The organism is Candidatus Erwinia haradaeae (assembly GCF_900698885.1).
In the GTDB taxonomy this organism is placed as follows: Bacteria; Pseudomonadota; Gammaproteobacteria; order Enterobacterales; family Enterobacteriaceae; genus Erwinia_E; species Erwinia_E haradaeae_H.
The window spans coordinates 704218-727444 of the sequence record NZ_LR217705.1 but is presented as its reverse complement, the minus strand read 5'-3'; the positions used below and the strand labels follow the sequence as shown (position 1 = coordinate 727444).

Sequence of the window (23227 nt, the reverse complement as noted above, 5' to 3'; positions counted from 1 at the left end):
GGATAGAAGGATCAAGTATGAGGCATAATTTTATTATGCTCCTAATGATCAATATATTAATAGAAAAAAATCATCTATATTTTAAAGATCATTAATGATGATTATAGCATTGTCATGGCTTGGATAGCCGATATAGTTTTTATAGAATATTAGCTAGCATAATTTATATGCGCCAATTTTTGATATATATAGCCTTAATCGTTTTTGTGAAAATTTTTTATGACTTAAAATATAAGTAATTATTATATGGATACAGGTTGGTATAATTGATTGGTAGATATACGAGATACTTATATCTTGATTAGTATCTTTCATTAACTCATTGCATGGGCTTATTAATTAATATTAAAAATAAATATTTGATACAATCCACTCATATGATGAAAAATAAATTTATTTTCGATACTGTCTAATTAAAATGATAACTACATATTTTATTTTAAATTAAAATGTTCAGAGGTAGATAGTAACGATTGAAATTGAGAAAATAAATATTTTTCTATTATAGAAGTCGTATAACTATACTAATACCTTAAAATAATAATTATTTCTCATATTGATATAGAGAAATTCAAATTTTAATATAAAATATAGGAATGATAATGTGCAATGCAGAAAGATTAAGGGTTTATATATAAGATATTAGATCTTTTAAAATTATTGTCAGTACTATTTATGGTAAAAAGATAAGTTAATTCATTATTTTTAATATCGTGTTTTATTAAATATTTGTGTAATAGTTAAAACTGTATCTGCATTAGAATTATTAACCCTGCGTTTCATACTGCATCATGAATTGGGAAAAAATTTCATTCTGTCTTCAATAAAAATTGAATAATATGGTTTTTTATTGTGCTTTGAGCTATAACATTAAAATATATTTTTATATAAAAATAAAATAATTGATGGCCATTTAATAGATGAAAATTTTTACGCACAAAGCATTAGTTTAATAAATTTAGTAATTCTAAAAATTTTTTATACTAGATAGATCCTTCTGTTCAGTTATTATCTATTGTAACATCTATTATTAAGTGTAATGGGTCAGGTATTTTTATTTTATTTGAAATAGTATTTTACTAGTAACATAAACGGTTGGTTATATTTAGTTTGGATAGAGTAAAATAATGCTCTTTAGCATAGTTGTGTTTTAATTTAAAAATAGCATGGTATACAGAAGATATTATCAGAATCTAAAATATAATAATCGATAGATTTATATATCTATTTACTATATTTGTATAGTATAAAATTTATAAAAAACAATCTTTTTCTATTAGTGAACACACTAATAGTAATCTTTATACGTTATTATTACTAATAAATTTAAGTTTATATAAAAAATTAAATTTCATCTATTATGGAGTATAATTTCAATACTTTTATTAAAATACGTTTTATTAGAATAGATTGAAAATTATCGATTGCTCAAAATGTTCATAGGTGAGAATAATCATGATTATATAAAAAATCTATTCATTAATAACTTTGTACTTTATAACGCGCTGTGAGTATGTGATGATTAACATCATAGTAATATCTTTTTTTGTTTATCACAAAAACCTCTATAAAGATGAAGAATCTTAATCTTTTCTATTTCAGAAAAAATAATGTATTGCATGATATCATTTTTACCTGCAAGCTTTATATCGGAGTTAAGTATAGGACACTAGATGTTAAGTTTTGGTCTAAACATACATAATGAATTGAATAGAACTGTACTTCATTCAATGTGTTTGCGAGGAATAATAAAACTACTAATTATTTTAACGCCTCCAATCTATTGAGTTAATCTTAATTGTAATTAACCTGTCATGACATGTAATAATTCATATTATATTGACATGTTTGTTAGTAGAGAAAATTTTTTTGTTTTCCTTGTGATTATTGAAAATAATTTATAAAGTCTATCCTGTAATAATCAATGCATTTGTGATTTTAGTTAAGAGAGTCTCTTGACTATATATTACAATATAGCAATGAAAATATTTCATGTATTTACTGTTATCAGAAAAAAAGTAAATTAAATTTTTTATCATAAATTAAGCACTATATTCTCATATAGTGCTTGTATTCTACATAAGAATAATAGATAATATTTTTATTATGAAATTAGTATGTTACTAAGGGAACCTTGTTAGTCATCTGCAATGTTAGTCTGCCAACTCGGTCAGGTTCGGAAGAAAGCAGCCGTAACAGATAATGCATGTGCTGAATACAGCTAGCATGGTTCCCACCAACCTATCGCATTTTTTGTATTAATAATTATTTTTAATAAACGCATTTTTTTTATCCTATATAAAAGTACTCTTTAATATTTTTATTATTTTTTTTTGAAGAATCGTATTATATAATTATGATTATATTTTGAATAATATTTAGATATAATTGATTTGATACATTAGAAAAGCAATAGAAACATACTTTATTAAAAATTTTACAAAGCAATATCATATACTATATGAAACTCTATAAGATTTAACTTGATTGGTATTATTGTGTAATATCCTGCTTTTACATCTTTAATATTTCTAAGTTTCTATTTTAGAAATACGTTTTAAATAGTTTTATTATTTTTGTGTCAAGTTAGTTGATAATTATCAAAATAAGTAATATTTTCTAAATTGTAGAATAGTGCAATTCACGTATGACAATAAGGAAAATAGAACGTAAATTTCAATTTATTTACATCAAAAAAATATGACATCATTTATTTTTAGAACGAGCAATATGAAGATTGATTTTTTTTAACATTAAAATGTTTTATTTATATTGATTTTACTATCTTCTCTGTTAACTAATCTAAAAATAAATCACAAATATTAAAGAAAGCTCTATTCTTCTTATCAATCAAGCTATACTGTTCATGTATAATAACACATAGATCAAAATATAATTAACCTCATTGTAGATATGGATTATCTATCTAGATATAAGTATAAGGAAAAATAATATTTGAATTTGAACATATTATGAATCAATCAATAGTATTAATGTTATTAAATTTCTGAACTTGTGTATCAGCAGCTTCTAGTTTTTCTTGGTTAAGTGTAGATTCTTTTGCTGCATTAATAAAGCTGTGAGTTTTTAGTACTTCTAGCGACTCATGACTGAACTTTTCTTTATATAGAACAGCTAAAGAAAGACCGGTATTTTTAAGTCCACTGGACTTTAATATTGGTAATAAACGACCGGAATAGGTTAAATCTGGATTCTCAAAAAATTTTTGTAGATTTTGACAGACTCTTTGATAATCAGGATACTTATTGAAATTATCTAGTATTTTACCTATTCGATTTAAATCATCAAAGAGATTTTTTCCTATTTCAGAGACTAAATACTTAGTTTCTCGACAATCAATATTAATAGTTTGTCCATATTTGCGGCCTTCAGTAATAATTAAATCCCAATTTTTACGTGTATTACGTAACCCTAAACTGTCTATATCAGGAGCATCAGCAATTGCGCACCAGATTAAAAACATATCTAAAAAACGTATTTGTTCAGATGCAATACCAATAGGTGAAAATGGGTTAATATCTAATGCACGGACTTCTACATATTCAATTCCCCTGAGTTTTAACGCATCAGATTGAGCTTCTCCGCATCGCGTTACTCGCTTAGGTCGTATAGGCATATAAAGTTCATCTTCAATCTGCAGAATATTCGTGTTTAATTGTATCCTGTTTTCGTTTTTATCTTTTACTCCCATTGTGATAAATTTCTTTGATGGGGTTTGCGTTGCTTTTTTTAAGCTAAAAACATAATCCTCAAGATTATTAAAGGTAATATCTAAGGTGTTTTGAGATCTATTAAGATAGCCTATTTCACTTAGGCGCAATGAGGTTGCGTGAGGTAAGAAAAGCATTCCGTTCTTACTATATTCAAATGGCAGCGTGCTGGTTTGACCTTGCATAAAGGAAGAACAAATAGCTGGTGATGCGCCAAAAAGATAAGGGATTACCCACCCAAGACGATAATAGTTACGGATCATTTGTAAGTAGCCTGCGGAAATTATCTCTTTTTCACTTTTCTCGTTATCTAAACCTGCCCATGATTTCCAAAAAGATAACGGTAGTGAAAAATTATAATGCACTCCTGCAATAATTTGCATTAAAGCGCCATAGCGATTTTTTAATCCTTGACGATACTGCGTCTTCATTTGACCGAGAGATGAAGATCCATATTGCGCAAGTTGTATTTTTTGGTTTTGGTGTATTTTACATGGCATGCTCATTGGCCACATAAGCTCTTTGCCTAAATTTTTAGATGCATGACGGTGAAGATCACTGAGAAATGCTAGTAGATGATCAATATCATCATCAACTGGTGTAATTAATTCCAGAAGCGCTTCTGCAAAATCTGTAGTAATCCATTTATGAGTTAGCGGTGATCCAAAACATCCAGGGTGGGGAGTGGTGGCAAGTAATCCATCAGGATTTATACGTAGAGTTTCTCGCTCAATACCTCTTCTTATTCCTTTAATAGAATCAGGATGAGATTCTAACCAAGAAAGAGCTTGCGATGCATCCGGGATCACAATTGACCTCCTGCTAAGAGAAAGTTTTATAATAAAGCATGATGTACTTCATGCGATGAGGTGATGTTATTTAATATTTTTAAAAAAGCCAACTTATCTTAACAGTTAAGATGACTAGTCTTTGCTATAAATAGTATGTAGTTTCTGACTATGTATCATGTGATCACGCAATATATTTCGGTATTACCTTATGTTATATAATAAATTTATCATATTTTTTGTGACGTTAATTTATAACGTCTTTAGCTAATGACCATAATTAAGTTGTTATACTCTTTTAAAAATATTTGATAAATTAGATAATACTTGAAGCATATGTTTTTAGGTTATAGCAATATAAATATGAGTGTAGATAACTTCAATAAGAGATAAACATATTAGTCCTCTTTAGTTTTATGTATCTAATATCGTGATATTTGTTTAGACATTTATATATCAATGTTTCTCTAAATTCTTGCTGTATTTTAACATATAGAGTCTACTATTGATTATATTATTCGTAACGGTAATTTTTTTAATTTTTCTATTATTAAACAATGCAAGAGCATTTATGTAAATAAACATACTATTTTATTTATGATATATCCCACTGGAGATAGGATCATAGATCTTTAAATATACATGACAGATTCAATAGTTATACAACATATACTAGTAAAATATATCTACTGTAGATAGATGCAATGTATGACATGAACCCTTTGTGTGTGTTAGAATATGCTTATACTAGAACATGCCATATGCACTTAATTTGAACAAGCAGTATATGTATTCCTGATAATCTTTTAAAATTTGATCAACAAAAGATATCACAAAATTTTATTAATCTCAGTGTATAATACAGCTGCATTTTGTGTAGATTAATAATACTGCAGAAAAATATGTTCACTATTTTAGTGATATAGTCATTTTATAGCAAATGAATATAGAATATATAATCATCGTATATAGAAAAGAGAAACTTCCAGTGAATTTTTACTAAAATATATCTAGAACATGTATATTTATGCTGATTAAAATTTTGATACATTATAGTTTGATGAGATAGATTGTGTTATTTAGGTTAAGAGCTTTATGATGAAATATCATTCATGTTTTCGAGAACACTTCAGGTATATATTCATACAATAAAAATAACTTCTCATTTGGATTAATTTTATGGTTTGATGCTTTTAACGAACTGCACTGTATATGAAAAAAGATTGTTTATAATTAGGCCCAGTAGTTTGCTAATTTTTCGTTAATTATTTTAATAGGAAAGAAGTGCGCTGTAATGTTGTTCAAATCTCAACGTAATAAGCATCAACAATACCTTATACAATTACCTAAAATTTCACAATCAGTGGTTGGTTTTAGTACGTTATTTTCACCACTGGACTTTCGATCTCGTTTATTAGAAAAAATTTCTTCTGCTACATATAGAATTTATATTCTTGCGCTCTATTTAGAGAATGATGAAGGAGGTCAAGAAATTTTTTCTGCACTCTACGCTGCTAAAAAACAAAAACCCAATTTAGATATTTGTGTATTAGTAGACTGGCATCGTGCAAAACGTTGTCGTATCGGCACTCATGTTGGAATGACTAACGCTGATTGGTACTACTTAATGGCTAATAAAAACCCTAATGACTCTGTTCCTGTTTATGGAATTCCTGTACATAACAGGGAAGCATGGGGTGTGTTTCATTTAAAGGGATCTATTATTGATGATACTGTTCTATATAGTGGTGCGAGTTTTAATAATGCTTATTTGCATCAGAAAGATACTTATCGCTATGATCGTTATCAATGCCTGAATAACCGGGTATTAGCGGATACCATGCTGCAATGGATTCAAAAAAATCTATTAAAAGATAAAGCGGTTCATCGAATAGATCAAGGGAATTGTTCTAGTCGTTCAGATATAAAAAATTGTACTCGAAAGTTACGTCGAGCCTTACGTCAATGTCATTACCAATTTCAATCGAATGGACAATATGAAGCTCTTTCTATAACCCCTCTTTTAGGCTTAGGAAAACATAGTGCTCTCAATAAGGCAATTCATCATTTCATGTTGTCTACTCAGTATGTTTTAATGATTTGCACTCCTTATTTTAACTTGCCAGCAATTTTGGCGAGAAATATTTTGTTTCTATTGCGACAAGGAAAAATCATAGAGATTATTGTTGGCGATAAAACTGCTAACGATTTCTATACTCCAAGAGATCAGCCATTTACTCTGATTGGCGTATTGCCTTACTTATATGAGATTAATTTGCGTTCTTTTCTGAGTCGATTACAGAATTATATCAATATAGGGCAGTTAATAGTTCGTGTGTGGATGCACGGTAAAAATAGTTATCACCTTAAGGGACTTTGGGTTGATGATGAATGGATGATGCTCACAGGAAGTAATTTAAATCCACGTTCTTGGCGTTTAGATTTAGAAAATGCTATTTTAGTACATGATCCATTACAACAATTGGCGCAGCAGCGTTTTAATGAATTAAAGGTTATTCGTCAGCATACTGTTTTCATAAAAAACTATCAAGATTTAGAAAGTATCTCTGATTACCCAAAACCAGTGCGTAAATGTATTCGCCGCTTACGGAGTATGCATATAGATCAACTAATTCTTCGTCTTTTATAAATAATCATTGGATGCGTATTTTGAAGATTTTTGTCTTTTATAATCTAAATAATCTAAATAATCTAAATAATCTAAACAATCTAAATAATCTAAATATAGCTTTAAGTACTTAATTGAGGATCGCTCATTTTATATAGACCGAACTAGTAAATTGTAAATGATTTATAGATGTAATATGCAAGGTTATAAAGATAGGATATATTTTTTTATTATTTTGAAAAAAATTATTATATATGTTCTTATAGATTATATGAGTTACTGTTTTGGTCTGATTATGTTCTATATAAATATGTTACATATACTATGTTAAGATTAAAGATATTGAAATTATAATAATTCCCATAAAGATTGATATTAAAATATATTTTAATTTTTAAGAAATTTAAAAGTATGTTATATTTTCTCTTAATTTAAATAATAGTATTTTTTAATTTTTAAAATTATTATCTATTTGAGTCAGTTACTAAAATATATTTAATACTTATTCGATACATAAATATTTTTTATAAAAAGACTATTAGTAGTATAATTGTGGAAATTTCTAGCAAGTGTATCAAGGTAAATCTTTGATTGTATTTAATAACTACCATTATATCTCTGTGATTGTAAAAATTATATTTTTAGATCTCTTGATTAGATCTTTTATTTGCAAAAAGCATGATGTTAATTTTTTATATTTTAACTAGGCAGAGTTCTTGTAAACTATGTATTTTACATAATTAATTATATAATTGATCATATGTGATATTAATACTAGCTTGATAGCAGTATCACTGATGTTTTTATATAAACTCAAGGTGGATAATCAAATTGTTTGTTATTTTACTTGATATGCAATTTTTATTGCATTAGTAAATTTTCATATATGTTCACTAATTATGATATTAAATAGTTTAGTATAATATATATTCAGAATAATGTTTTTGGTGGTTTATTTACATAATTTTATAAAATTATATTACATATGACAATGCTTAGTAAAAAATATTTTTATATATTTACATATATATACTATATCTTTATGATATTAGGGGAAACACTTGATGTATATTTATCTAACAGGATAGTAGATATATATAAAGTATAATTATTTAATATAAGATTATTTTAATTTTAGTTTATTGTGTAAAGGTTTCTTTTTGTTTCTATATAAATTGCATCATAATGAATGAATATTATATCAGTATATCAAAAATATAAGAGTTGATTTAAATCATATAGAATATTACTGGTGTGAATAAGCACATGTAACTCTTATGATTTGTATTTTTATATCAATAAAATATCTCTCTATTGAGAAAATTATTTATAAATAATATAAAAGAGTAATTAGGTCATATATATTTTTTTAAAAATATTTTATTGCATGTATAGATTTTTATAGAAAATATAGTTATTTTTAATGCTATTCTCTATATATAAGTTTCGAGAGAGCAGCTGATCAAAGATATTAAATGATGGATAGGCTGATAGGATTTATCTATATTAATTATATTGCATAGAATGAAAGAATACTTTTTGTATTATATAGTGATATTATATCATATAATTGAAATTTTTAAAACTTAATTAATATATAATATGATTATTGTGTTTTCAACATGGCATTTAGTAAAATTGTAAATTTTTAGAGTGAGTAAAGCTTAGTATAAAGATCTAAAAATCGCAGAGTAAGAGTCAGAGATAATAGATATGATATATCTATTATCTCTGACTCTTACATAAAACATATTTAGCACTAGTTACAATATATCAATCAAGGAGCCTAAGTGCAGATACTATCTAGATGTATGCTTATTGTTATGGTGTTGATATTACAAGGTTGTGTGGCTGGCATCATTGTGAGTGCCGCAGTAGCAACTAAAGCGATCACTGATCCAAGGACTTTAGGAACTCAGATTGATGACGCGACTTTAGAGTTTCGTGTAATGCATAGCCTACATCAAAACAAACAGATTCAACGATTTTCTCATATAGTTGCTACTGTTTATCAGGGTAGGGTTTTACTGACCGGGCAAACGCCAGATATTACTTTATCACAGTGTGCACAAAAGATTGCTATAGATCTTGACGGTACACGAGAAGTATATAACGAAATTCGTCTTACAAATCAGGTAGATTCGAATACTATGTCTTCTGATCTTTGGATCACCACTAAAGTTCTTTCTCAATTACTCTACAATAATCAGGTAAAATCTTCACATATTAAAGTTCATACTGAAAATAGCGAAGTATTTCTTTTAGGTACCGTTACAAACACAGAAGCTATTACTGCAGTAGAAATTGCGCGAAAAGTTCATGGTGTCAGCCATGTTACCACTGCCTTTACTATTCTATAGTAATCAGACATATGCTGATGTATCTATTTTATATTTTTTGATATTATTTTATCTTTTTTGTATTTTTTAAAAAGATAAAAATATTCTACTTATGATTGTTATATATAATATATAATGTTGTATTTATATTTCTCAGCGGACCACAAAGTGTTCTTTATTGTATTGTATTTTTAAGAAAATTAATGTTTTTTGCAATAAAAATACAAAAAGTTATAAGTAACAGAAAGATTATAGATAAGTGGTTTTTATTCTCATAAAAAACACAAAAATAAGTATTTATTCTTAATAACATTAATTATTTCTCCTAATACATGAGAAATAATTAATGTATCTATATTTTAATTCAATTTTATATAAAAGAAATGATACTTATCCTGTACAGTGTTGCATCTGTTTTATCGAGCATTATACGGACCATATGATTTGTATATTATAATTAGTAGTGAACTTTATCGTTGTAGATATATTGATATAGTATAATCCATTATACTATAATAAGAATATAATGATCAAATTTATATAAATCTACTTTAAATTATCTTAAAATCAATTTTAATGTACAGCAAACACTAAATTAAAAGTACAAAAGGTTTTCTCATAAGCGATATGTAATAAATATTATTGGTGGTTATTTTTAAAAATAATCAATTACATCTATTAGTGTTGAGTGAATAGTATGTGCATTATACTATTGATCTGATAATAAAATATATTATTTTTTGTAATATATATTTTTTGTTTTTACTTTAAATTTAACTAAAATATTAGGATTAATAGTATCACTTATCTTATATTACCATGAAGATAACCTGAGATTATTTTTTACATGATTCTCTATTATAAAGTGTTGCATAAATGTTAACTGATATACAGTAAAAACTGGTATATATATTTATTAATCATTATGTCTGATTTATTAAGTATGCTTGACTGATTGTAAAAACTCCTGCCGGGTATTATCACTAGATTTGAATAATCCGCCAAAGGAAGTGGTTATTGTGGTGCTGGTAATATCACGAACCCCCCTTCCTTTAACGCAATAGTGAGTTGCTTCAATAGAGACGGCTACATGAGAAGTATTGAGCAGTATTTGTAATGCTATAAAAATTTGCTGAATGAGTCTTTCTTGTACCTGAGGGCGATGTGAAAAAAATTGAACAACACGATTTATTTTAGATAAACCAATAATTTTATCTTCTGGAATATACGCAACTGTAGCTTTACCATCAATCATTAAAAAATGATGTTCGCAGATACTAGTTAAGTGAATGTTACGTACAATTATGATTTCATCAGTTTTTACTATATTGTCAATTAAAGTAATTTGAGGAAAATTAGCGTAATTTAAACCAGAAAATATCTCATCAACATACATTTTAGCAATACGTTGTGGTGTTTGTGAAAGACTAGGATCTTGTAAGTTTAAGTTTAACAATTGCATAATTGAAGCTATATGCTGAGCGATGATTTTTTTTTGTTTGTAATTATCTGTTTCTTTTTGAGATGACTGAAATGGGGTTTCAAGACCACAAGCTAATAAAGCCTTATGAATGCGTTGAGCTTCTAGACTCCATGTGTGCATTTCCATATATTATCTCCCTGAGAGTAGCAATGTATTTTTTGAAAAGAAAGCTTGTGTATGTTAAATAAGGTAATTATTTATTTAGAGCATAATGCAGTAAAAATAAATGATTCAGATGATTTAACTATTATATACAGGGTTATTCTGTTTATATCGTTAAGTTTAATTTGATACACAAAGCGAATACAGTCTACTTTATTTATATAATAAGCCATAACCTTTTATACTGACAATGTTTTGAATATAATCAAAATAATAATCTTTGACAAAAATAGATAAGATAGCACTATTTTCTTCATTTAGTTACTTAAGGCTGATATGGTTTTGAACCATTTTAGAGAAAACTTAGAGAAAGCGAAAAATAGATTTTAGGTTATGTTAAACAAAAAAACTGCGCTATACTTTGGTAAAAATAAAATCAGTTAACAACAATTAATAAGTATAAAAATAAAAATGAAGATCAATAGTACAAATAAATCACGTATTCACTTGGCATGCTACCGAGGTATGCGGGAGCTTGATTTATTAATCATGCCATTTTTTAATGATAATTTTGATTCACTCAAGAAAAGAGATAAAAAACTCTTTTCTGAACTATTAGAGAATAATGATCCTGACTTATTTAGTTGGTTGATGAATTACAAACAACCAGACGATGCTCGTTTTAAGAGAATAATTAGAATCATTCAAAAAAGTAATAAAAAAAGAGATTTTTCAAGATTATAAATCTGTGAGACTATTATTTAATTATATAAAGTTTTTCTCATGCATGCGCTCTATAATAGAGTCTAGACTAAATTATCGTTAAAACGATCTAAAAAAGATTTATAATCCATATGATTTTTTAAAGATTGATGTTATATACAAGCTTCTTATTTCGCGCAAGGATCGTTTCAGATAAGGTAAAGGAGGACTTATATAATTTTATTATGTTATTTAGAGGTTTTGATATTTTTAATCAATTCTCTAATTTTTATTAGAATCTCATTTTTTATCAGTAAACGTGATATTAAACGAATATTTTAAAAGTATTGTTGTGCTTTATAATGAATCATAGGTTGTTCAATGTTTTATTTCAATTAAAGATTATTCAGAAATAGGAGTGTAAATATTAACGTTTATATTTTTATTTTCATTAGATCTTAGACTTAAATTAATAAAAGCATAACGATGGTTAATATATAATATGGTAGTTTTTTATTAAATAAGTTTAAAATATATATTTTTATATAAATATCTCTATTTTAATGTTAAAAGACAAATCATAGTATATTTTTACGCGTGATTTACGTTGTTATTCATGTTTAACGAGTAAAATCAATACAATTATAAATGTCTATCTATAATATAGAAAACATTTATATGTATGCTTCTATATTTATAAAAGCGTAGATACATATTTTAAAAATGATAATGTTTCGTTAGTTTTTTATTTTTAAAAAAATTTTAATGATCAAATGAATTAAAAATTATAATAATAAAATCTTTTTTATAAAAGATTAAAAAAGTATTCTAAAAATATTTTATTCAACATTAGATATTTTAATGAAATAACAGTGATCAACCATAATCTATATCTATAATATAGATTAGTATAAATTTATAATTTACAACTATATAATATATTAGGTTGTTATACTCTAGTATTTTATATTATAAATGTATCTCTTCACTTATTATTCAATCTTCATATCTTTAAATAGAACTTAATCATATGGTCGTATTATCATATTTTAAAAAATAATGAAACTATAGGATTGATGGAAACACTATAAAATATATTATATAGTTGTAAATTATAAATTTTGGTGATCATGAAATGATACGTGTTATAATTATTATAGGTTACATATTCTATATCAATATTATTGATATATCAAAGTAATAAAAATAAATTTATTTGATGCAAAATTTTTCTCTTAAATAAATTATTAGACTACGTGGTATCCATAAAATTTACTATTTTAGTATAAGAGTTATTTATTTTGATCAAATTAAGATCTTTTTAGAATCTTCATTTGATAATTTAAGAAAGTTGATTGTTAGTGAAACTAATTTATTAGTTTTTAGTTGCATATTTTAATCTTGAATTAAAAAAAATAATTTTTATCATCATCAATAAGATTTCTAGAAAGTGATATCAACGTAAAAATAAAATACCATTATATGGTAATCCTTTATGATTAGATGTTTTTATTTTTAACCTTCATAAATGACTATAATAATTTATCAATCAATATTGATAAGATGAAAAATTTTAGTCATTTATATAGAATAAAAAGCATTCTCTTTTAAAATATCTATGATGTAATAGAGATATTAGAATAATTTAATAAAAATTAATTGCATATTTATGCCCAACATTCACTAAATGAATATTTATTCTTTAGATTTTTAATTAGAATTGGTTAGTGAAAAAAAGTTTTATAGATTTTTTGTATAAATTGTTTAAAACAGTACGAATTACTTAGCGTGAAGAGTATGAGTCAAAACAAAAAAACTAAAAAATTTTTTATTATTTTATCAGCTGTTTTGTTAATGGCATTAAATTTAGGTTTTCTTTTGCTAGAATCTCTATTTATTTTTGATAGAGAAAATATGTAGAGGAATTTTATATAAATTTCAGTTTCAGTATAGAATAATTAATATATTATTAATTGTGTTAGCTATCATTTCAGATAGTTATAGTCAGTTCCAATCATGTTTACCGTTATCAATTAATCTAAAATTACTTGGATCTTTATAGGACAGCTTTAAATATAGGATAACATAAATTATAATCTACCCTCAATTATTATTACTAATCTTATATTATTATATATTAGGTGATGATTATTTTTCACAAAAATTATTCATAGATGGTCACCATTCAAAAATATTTTTTAAAGTAACAAACTACAATTAGGTGCAATTTATAAAAAAGTCATACATTTTCTGTATAAGTTTTACATATATTGTAATATTGTGTGATAAATCATAATAATGTACAAAATTAATACAGATTATATAATTATAGGTAATCAATTGTATTAAATATTGTAATATCATTTGCATGATAATGATCAATAAATAATTTCTGTATTTTTAATATGTAATAAATGAGAATTATTATAGGCAAGTATCATTTTTATACGATTTTTTTAATCAAATGATTTGAGAATCATTATAAAAAAATCAGTTAAACTTAAGATCATAATGTCAGAGAAGATATAAAATATTCTAAAATGTATATTCTGTTCTTGCAGGTAATAATAAAATTTAGTTGAAATATGATAAAATTCTTTAAGGCGGTGCCTTTAGAAAAGATGTTTAAAAACTCATTCTCTTAACCATAAGACTGCTAAATATCTGTGATATCACTTATAATTAGAAAATTATTAATCAATGCACAATAAAAAAAAATAATATTACCGAAAAGCTGATCTACTGTGCATATCATTTACGTTTTTTAAAAAAAAAGTATGATCCTGTCATTATATATCTTTGGAATTGATAGAGGAAAATAAAATAAAGATACAGTTAAGATATTATATGTGTTAGTACAACATAAATTAGTATTATATGATGATATCACAAGTGTATTAAAAAATTATGTTAATAATTAAATAAATAATTCAATTTATCAAAAATTTTAAAAGGAGAGTATTTATGTAAATTATTTAATATAAATTAGTGCAAAAATATTTATGATTGAAATTCTTACAAGCGCTACCTAGTAGTATAGGTATCAAAATTATATTTTTTCATATATAATATATATTATTCTCAGAATAATACTGACAGATAATTGACTTGATAGAGCCAATTAGCATATCTATGTTACTAAATATTCCAACTTTAATAACTTTAATGCGTATAGTGTTGATACCATTTTTTGTATTAGTTTTTTACTTACCATTTGAATGGGGTCATTTAGCTTGTGCGTTAATCTTTATTTGTGCGGCGGTGACGGATTGGTTTGATGGTTTTCTTGCGCGCCGATGGAAACAGACAACACAATTAGGTGCTTTTCTTGATCCAGTGGCAGATAAAATTATGGTTGTAATGGCATTAATATTGATAGCTGAATGCTTTCATTCTTGGTGGATTACATTACCAGTATCTATTATGATTTCTCGTGAGATTGTTATTTCTGCTTTGCGTGAGTGGATGGCGGAAATAGGAAAGCGTAATAGTGTAGCAGTATCATGGACTGGTAAGGCTAAAACAACTGTACAAATGCTTGCGTTATTTGTATTACTTTGGTATCCAAATAGTATCGTAAAAATAGTAGGTATTATAGCATTATATATTGCAGCAATTCTAACACTATGGTCTATGTTACAATATTTCTATATTTCACGACATTATTGGTTGCGAGAGGAATAAGCAAAATTTTTTAAAAAGATTTTAAACAATAATAAAGAAAATTTAATTGACTCGTGTTTTTTACTGTTAAAATGTTATTTGTTGATTTTATATTCTTAATGCTTTATTATTTTTAATAAAGAGAATTTGCTTAGCTAGATTTTTAAAAAGTATCGTACCTAGTAAATAAAAAATATTTCCTTCTAGGTATTAGAGAAGGGAACATTAAATTATATACTATTTTAGTAGGATTTAGAATTTACCTAAAATTAAAAAATCTATTTTTTATCATAAAAACCAAAATATTGAGAAAGTTATATTATAATGATTGATATTCAGGCGCGTTGGCAGAGTGGTTATGCTACGGACTGCAAATCCGTCCACCTCGGTTCGACTCCGAGATGCGCCTCCATTTTTATATTTAGCCCGGGTGGTGAAATTGGTATACACAAGGGACTTAAAATCCCTCGGCTTATAGCTATGCGGGTTCAAGTCCCGCTCCGGGCACCATGTTACTAAAACTGAAAATTATATCAGTTGTACATAATATTCTTGTAAGATATTTTTTAGGTAAATGATAAGTTTTTTTAGAGAAAAGAAGATTCAAAAAAAATATTAGCATATAATTGTTATATTTTTGATTTTGATATGTACCGCTAACAAGTGCATCTCACTATATATTATTAGATATACATCGAAAGTAGAAATATAAAAATTTTTATAAAAAAAAAGAATAACAAGTGTATAGTAAAGTTACTATAGTTTTCTAATTTTATAGATTGAAGGATAAGGGTATTATATACAAGATACATAACATCAGAGATTTTTTATAATACTTAGTAAGTAAAATTTGGCTGATATATTAGTTATTTAAGTAAAAATATGTCGATAATAAGTGTATGTAATTAGATAAATCTTCTGAATTAAATTTTTTATTTTTTATAAACACTTTAGTAAAGTATTACCTAATATAATATATTATTGAATTTTTAAAATAAAATAACCATCTCTTCAATAGAGGATTGTAGTAATTAGTATTATAACTAATATAATAAAAGCTTATAAAAATATTAAGAAATAAGCTAAATTTAAATACATACATAGTTAATATCTAATAGAATAGATATATCACTTAAAATGACCTGATTAAAGCATGTTAAGTAATATGTTATTACTAGTATTTTATCAAAAAAATTTTCCGTCGCTCACTGGAATTATTATGAAAATCAAAGATTTTTTTTAACGAATATTAATATTTAATTAGTATTATATTGATGGAGTTTGATAGTATTAGCGTCATAATTATAGAGAGATTATAGAGGCATATATAACATCATGACATAAGCTACTTATTAAAGTAAGCCCCCATTATAGATATGATAGGACTATCATAACATAATTCATTATTTTATCATGATCCGTAGATAAAGGATGAAGTAATTTACATTTTTTAGATAGATGATAAGAAATATCTTAATGAATTATATATAAATAATATACGTATCTATATACAGCGTGTATTTATGAGAATTTTTATGAGATGTGAGATCATAGTAATGATTGCATCATCAACCAGAGTTAATCTAAAGATATTAGTATTGGATTTATATGTGAATGAACATAATAAAAGAATTGACACTTACAAGTGTTTACGATGTAATAAATTACATAGCCCGGATAGCTCAGTCGGTAGAGCAGGGGACTGAAAATCCCCGTGTCCTTGGTTCGATTCCAAGTTCGGGCATCATTAGAAGATTTTTCTCAATAAAAAGTAACTTTATAAAGAGTGACTGTTAAAATAGATAATTCTTTTAGGCTTTTAGATTTTTAGTGAATATAAAACTAAAACCCTATTAATATATATTATATTGCTATGAGATGTATATCTTATAGTAAATAAAATTAATTAATAAAATTAATATTAGTAAGTAAAGATTTTTAAAGTAATTAAAAGATTTTTAAAGTAATTATAGTAGTGATAATACATGACAGTGATAAAAAAATATTTTTATATGTTATATTTCATGCATGCTACTTTAAATAAAAATAAAAAATAAAGAAACAAAAATCATTATATTACAAATAATATATAGAAAATATGTTTTAATTTTAATATCTTGCATACCTTGATGCGATTTGATAATAAATAAACATCAACCAGATGCAGTAACATATAAATACTATTGCAATAGTATAGATGTATATAAGCATATTGCATCAACTTTTTGAAATAATCATAAAATAAATATTTAAAAATATGTCTATTTACAACTAAATTAATAAAAAGTAATTATGCTCTGCAATACTACAAAACCTACATAAAAAACCTACATTCTAAGTTGCCAATAAAACAGTTATATTACTTAAAGAGAATTTATATGTTTATTATTTATGCTGAAAACCGTAAGACATATGGTACAGGCTCAAGTCGCCGTTTACGCAAAGCAGACAAATTACCTGCAATTATTTACGGCGGACATGAAATTCCTCATTCTATCACGCTCAATCAAGAATTAATTATGAATATGCAGTTAAAGGATCATTTTTATAAGGATATTTTAACTATCATGATAGAAGGTGTAGGCATTCAAGTTAAAGTGCACGCTATACAACGTCACCCATTTAAAGAAAAACTTCAACATATTGATTTTATTCGCATAAAGTAATTTGTTATTCCGTTAAATAGATTTTTATTGATACACAATATCAAGAGATAAGATTAAGTATTTTAATAAAAAATTAAATGATTATCATCATTCATAATGATGAATTTATTATTAATTAATTAAAATTTTAATTTTGATAAAGAAATAAAACTTATTATATATAGAATGATTATTCTATCAAACTCTTTGAGTTTTTGCGTTTTAATTAATTATATATTAAGATGTATCTACTTAGTAGATATTACTACAATTGGGATAATAGTTTCCAGAAAATGATTTAGTAAGAAATAGTTGAAGCATTAGACTTTCAGTTTATTTTTATATTAAATCATATACCTGTATCATAAAACACTATTACTTAAATTCATTCATAAGTTGATATATTTTTAGGTTTATTTGAGCTTATATTAACTCTAATGCTTGATTGAATTAATAAAATGAATGCTTACCATGTTGATGTTCAGTAAGATCTTTTACACCTTTTAGTTCTGAAAATTGAGATAATAGCTCTTTTTCAATACTATCTTTTATAGTCATATTAACCATTGTGCAACCATTACAACCTCCGCTAAATTTTAAGATAACATATCCTTCATTATTAATATCAATTACAGTAACTTGTCCTCCATGTCTTGCCAACTGTGGATTAATCTGTGTTTGTAAAACCCACTCTACACGATCAAAAAGTGAAGCGTCATTACTAATTTTTCCTACTCTAGCATAAGGCGCTTTTAATGTTAACTGAGCATCCATTTGATTCACGACATAGTCAATTTCAGCATCTTTCAGATAAGCGACGCTGTTATTATCAATAAATGCTGATAATTTATCAAATTTTAACTCGACATCATGCGCAGTAATCTCGTCTATCGCGCAGTAAGAAACGCCACACTCAGCAGTAGGGGTTCCAGGATGCAGCACAAATACACGAATTTGAGTGCCATAAGGTTGTTTGGATAGCAGTTTAGCAAAGTGTTTTTGGGCAGATTGTGTAATTATAATCATGACTAGTGCTCAATAGTGGGCTGGTTTATATTATAATCAAAAAATGCGCTTGGATCTACAAGATAAGCACTTTTTTTAGTCCGTCAGAGATTAGAGGCTAATTAGTATTTATCATAACTTAAACTTAGTACTTTTCAGTAGATTCTAACTATGATAAGCGTATTTATTGTGTATTAGACAATTAATAATGATATGACATCATATAAGAAAATAGTATATAAGAAGAACGCTAGATTTTTAATATATTTAGTTTATTATAGTGTATACTATAATGAAAAGAGTATCAAAATATTAGATGAATTTTTGAGAAAATTAAATAATTTTATTATTAATTAATTATTAATTGATCTCAGAAAAGTATTGAAGTTTTTTTGATATAAACTGTTTAGCTAGATTTATAAAAAAGTATATTTTCAAAAAAGTAGTTTTTAAATCAATCAAGATATAAATTGTATAATTTTTATATTAATAAAATATTTTATTTGTTCGTGCCCCCTAAAATTCCAACGCATGAATAATCTTAGTCAGATAGCAAAAATATAGAATTATTATAGATATTTTATAATTTTAGAGAATATACGGTGTATTTTTATATAAAAATTTTTATTTTTTAAAGGTTTTAATATAATTTTTTATTATGATTTTATAAAAAATATTTTCATAGGGAAAAATAATCTGAAGGTTGTATAGATACTATCTATTGATAATATTTTTATAAATGTTAAAAAATCTATATGCATAAACTGTTATTTAAAATTAACAGATTTAAAAGTTTTAGATTTATTTAGTTTAAAACTAAACCATCAAAATTGATATAAAGTACATTATTTTTTGAAATTTTTAAAATTTGGCGTTTATTGAATAAGCAAGGTATAAAATAAATAAAATTTTTAATGTTTGAATTTGATAGATCATCGTGATTTTTGCTTTAGATGCTGCATTTTTTCAAGATATTTTTACTTAATTTATTTTTATGAATGCAGGTTATAAAATTCAGCGACATTAAAGCTAGGTATTGTACAGTACACTCTAAGTGTAATCTAAAATAGATAGTTCATATTATTCTCACAGTACTCAGGTGTTATCTGATGATAATTTAATAATGCATAGATAATTTTAATACAATTCTCAATTATATTTCTTTTGTTTTTTATATCATCATTTGACTAATAAAAAAAATTTTAGAAGACAATTTATAAAACAATAGATAATTGGAGTATCTTGAGTTTTTTAGTAGAAAAATATTAAAAACTATAATTACTATCAGGATGTGGTTTACAGACAAAAAATTTTTTAGTGTTTCTTATGTGCATAATCCACTATTTTTATCTTTGCGAGTTTTTTAGAGTAACTGATACAATTAATTTTCGGAAGAGTATAAACAAGTCTGTATACATTTTATTTTATTTTTTTGTAATTGTATTTGTAATATTTTATTTGTGAGAGTAGAGATTCTAAATATAATTTAATAAAGCGTATATTTAGACCATTAGTCAGATTGTCTTTTATATAAAAATGTAGTCGTTTCTTGATATAGAATAATTTCTTGAAAATATCTTTAGCTTGCTTGCAAATTTATATCATTTCACATGCATATGCTTGGAATTATCAAATAATATTACTAATATATTTATATTATCGAATAAATATTTTTTGTTAGTTTTATATCATAATAAACACAGTGGCGCGGTATACTCTATTAATTTTTTAATATTTTATAAGAGCGAGTTGTTACTCTGCTATTTTAGCAATTATAAGATACTGAATTAGATGTTTTTAATTTTAGCATCTGAAAAATGATAATACGTGCTCAATAGATTTATTTTAACAGAAAAGAATAAACACTCGATGTGTAGATTGCACCTAATGACTTTAGTGATCATAAGTAAGTATGCATTTAATACTGACACTATAAATTTAGATACAGATTAATCTTAATTGATATAGTAAAAAATAAAACTTAATTGAGATGAATAATGCACCTGTAATCTTTAAGAAAGAACCCGTAGATTTGCTATTATGGCTTGTTAATAACACTATAGATGACCAGAGCCTCAATAGTAATATAAATCAGAACTCATGGTAATAATATGAAAAGTTTCTGACAAAATATTATAGAAACTTTATTCATAAATATTCTGAAGTACATAAACTTATTGGATAAAAACATTTATGGTATGATTTTAGGATTTTACTAATATTATCATTTATTCGTCATAATCATTTATTTTTCATGTTTGATCAATTAAATACAAGATTCAATAAAACTAAATAATTTGGTTAATAGTTATAAATACTCATATAAGGAGTAATTGCAGCATTTTTGAAAATAACAGAAATTATCATCACATTTAATTATTGTAATATACACGTTTTAAACTTACTTTAGAGCAGAATTTTGTCTATGAAGATCAAAAGACAATAATATTATTATTAAATAAAACTTTTAATGTGCATATATCCTCTTGTGAGGTTTAAATTTAATTTAAAAACATATTACAAGTTTTTAGTTAGTAGTTAACTTGTGTTATGTGACATACTGTAATTAATAAAAATTACAGTTAGCGTTTGACTGCCATCTTAATTATTTGTAGTAGACACCTGAGTCTAGAGTCATCGAATAGATAGAGAACAATGTTTAATTAAGAATTATACATCAAATATATTTTGATTTAAGCTAAGTTAGTTCACATGGTGATCATTATATAGTGACTAGTCTTAATTTTTAAAATTTTGCGCAATTATCTATGATAATTGATAGTGGTATTCATGTATATGATACACACATATTATGCCTGCATCTTCAAAAACATCACGAGTTATTAATCTATATTAATTATCTAATTTTATACTAAATGATGATCGCGAATATAATATTAATGTTATTTTTACATCCTCAGAGATGCTTCAGATATAAATCTAGCCTTTATTTTCGCTTTCCAATAAAAATATCTAATATGATAATTTATTTATAGTATCGATTAAAATCGATATAGTATATTTTTCAGTATAAAAGGCTCAGTCTATTGCACTGTTATTAACAATTAAATCATTATATGATAGAAATAAGAAAAGTAGTATATTTTACTATATAATAACACTATCTATGTTAAACATTAAAAATAGAATAATAGAATACATTGGAGGATATTTTAATTATATATGATTTTAATGGAATTATTGATATGAGCTCTATTAGAATCTTTCAATACAAATGCCAGCTTGATTGTAGAGTCATTATGAAAAATTATTTTACGTGTAGCAATCTATTTAGAGTATCGCTTACGAGGCTTTGGTGAGATTATTATATGGATCTCTCTTTATATTATAATAAAATCATCTATTTCATTAAGTATGAATATACTTAGTTAATGTAAGCCATAATTTCTCTTTTTTAATAAAAATAAATTGAATAAATATTCAGATATATATATTTAAAATATTGATTTTTCATCATGTCCTATGAATATTGATGAGGTAACATTTTATTTTAGTTAAAATTATTCAATGTGCTTTAATTGAGTTATTTTATAGTTTTAAACTATAAAAACAGTATCATATATTATACTAATATACAGGATTAGATTTTATCTATAATAATTCTATTAAATATTTATAAAATAACGAAAATAGTGTTTTTATTGTAAATATTTATAATAAATTATATGTTCTATTATAAAATATACTCAATCTTTATTTACTTATCTGCATGAGAAATAGTCTATTAAAGTTGAGATAAGATGTTCAATAAGTTTTGAATATCTTATGTTTTTTCTGACTTTTTAGGGTAAAAAAATGCTTTATAAGAGTATTTAATTTTAAAGCTTAACTTTAACTAAATGGATGCAATAATGTAAGACATTAAAAACTCATTCCTCAAAAATATTAGTAAACGCTAGATCTGTATTTGCAAATTTGTTAAGACTTATATAGTCTAATTATATTTTATTGCATAGTATGTAATTATTTTATAAGCGGTATCGATTGGTAATTAGTGCCATCTATTATAATATACGGGATTATTATAAATGCATATTGTTTTGAATTTTATCGTTATATAAATAAATTTTATTTTATAGTTTTATGTAGGACGATCTGGAGGTATCATAGTAATGTAAA

The 23227-nt window shown here is 25.0% G+C and carries 8 protein-coding genes, 3 tRNA genes and 1 other RNA gene; 9 read left to right on the top strand and 3 right to left on the bottom strand.

From position 1 onward, the window contains the following. The first annotated feature begins 2134 nt into the window (after window positions 1-2134). Window positions 2135-2231, top strand: an RNA gene (gene ffs, locus ERCISPPS3390_RS02245) — signal recognition particle sRNA small type. Window positions 2232-2977: 746 nt separating this feature from the next. Here ffs and gshA read toward each other — a convergent pair. Beyond that, a complete protein-coding gene (gene gshA, locus ERCISPPS3390_RS02240; protein ID WP_197095211.1) occupies window positions 2978-4540 on the bottom strand; it encodes a glutamate--cysteine ligase in 1563 nt (520 codons plus the stop codon). A 1273-nt stretch (window positions 4541-5813) separates the two neighbouring features. Between gshA and pssA the strand changes: the two genes are divergently transcribed. Then, the gene (gene pssA, locus ERCISPPS3390_RS02235; protein ID WP_197095210.1) at window positions 5814-7169 is read left to right on the top strand and encodes a CDP-diacylglycerol--serine O-phosphatidyltransferase; all 1356 of its coding nucleotides are present in this window, start codon (window positions 5814-5816) and stop codon (window positions 7167-7169) included. Between the two features lie 1790 nt (window positions 7170-8959). After that, window positions 8960-9508, top strand: a complete 549-nt coding sequence (dolP, locus tag ERCISPPS3390_RS02230; protein ID WP_197095403.1) for a division/outer membrane stress-associated lipid-binding lipoprotein — start codon at window positions 8960-8962, stop codon at window positions 9506-9508. A 916-nt stretch (window positions 9509-10424) separates the two neighbouring features. Here the strand turns inward: dolP and folE are convergent. Continuing rightward, a complete protein-coding gene (gene folE / locus ERCISPPS3390_RS02225; protein WP_197095402.1) occupies window positions 10425-11090 on the bottom strand; it encodes a GTP cyclohydrolase I FolE in 666 nt (221 codons plus the stop codon). Window positions 11091-11543: 453 nt separating this feature from the next. Here folE and ERCISPPS3390_RS02220 point away from each other — a divergent pair, with 453 nt between their 5' ends. The 6 genes from ERCISPPS3390_RS02220 to rplY all read left to right on the top strand — a co-directional run bounded on the left by ERCISPPS3390_RS02220 (window position 11544) and on the right by rplY (window position 18103). After that, complete coding sequence (locus ERCISPPS3390_RS02220; protein ID WP_197095209.1) at window positions 11544-11816, top strand: FAD assembly factor SdhE; 273 nt, start codon at window positions 11544-11546, stop codon at window positions 11814-11816. Window positions 11817-14906: 3090 nt separating this feature from the next. Continuing rightward, window positions 14907-15458, top strand: a complete 552-nt coding sequence (gene pgsA / locus ERCISPPS3390_RS02215) for a CDP-diacylglycerol--glycerol-3-phosphate 3-phosphatidyltransferase (protein ID WP_197095208.1) — start codon at window positions 14907-14909, stop codon at window positions 15456-15458. Between the two features lie 317 nt (window positions 15459-15775). After that, a tRNA-Cys gene (locus tag ERCISPPS3390_RS02210) sits at window positions 15776-15849 on the top strand. 12 nt (window positions 15850-15861) lie between these two features. Next, a tRNA-Leu gene (locus ERCISPPS3390_RS02205) sits at window positions 15862-15947 on the top strand. Window positions 15948-17108: 1161 nt separating this feature from the next. Continuing rightward, window positions 17109-17181 (top strand) — tRNA-Phe (locus ERCISPPS3390_RS02200). Window positions 17182-17815: 634 nt separating this feature from the next. Beyond that, on the top strand, window positions 17816-18103 hold the full coding sequence (gene rplY, locus ERCISPPS3390_RS02195; protein ID WP_197095207.1) for a 50S ribosomal protein L25: 288 nt from the start codon (window positions 17816-17818) through the stop codon (window positions 18101-18103). Between the two features lie 429 nt (window positions 18104-18532). Here rplY and nfuA read toward each other — a convergent pair whose 3' ends face one another. After that, window positions 18533-19108 carry a Fe-S biogenesis protein NfuA gene (gene nfuA, locus ERCISPPS3390_RS02190; protein ID WP_197095206.1) on the bottom strand — a complete coding sequence of 192 codons (576 nt, stop codon included), beginning with the start codon at window positions 19106-19108 and terminating at the stop codon, window positions 18533-18535. Between the last annotated feature and the right edge of the window lie 4119 nt (window positions 19109-23227).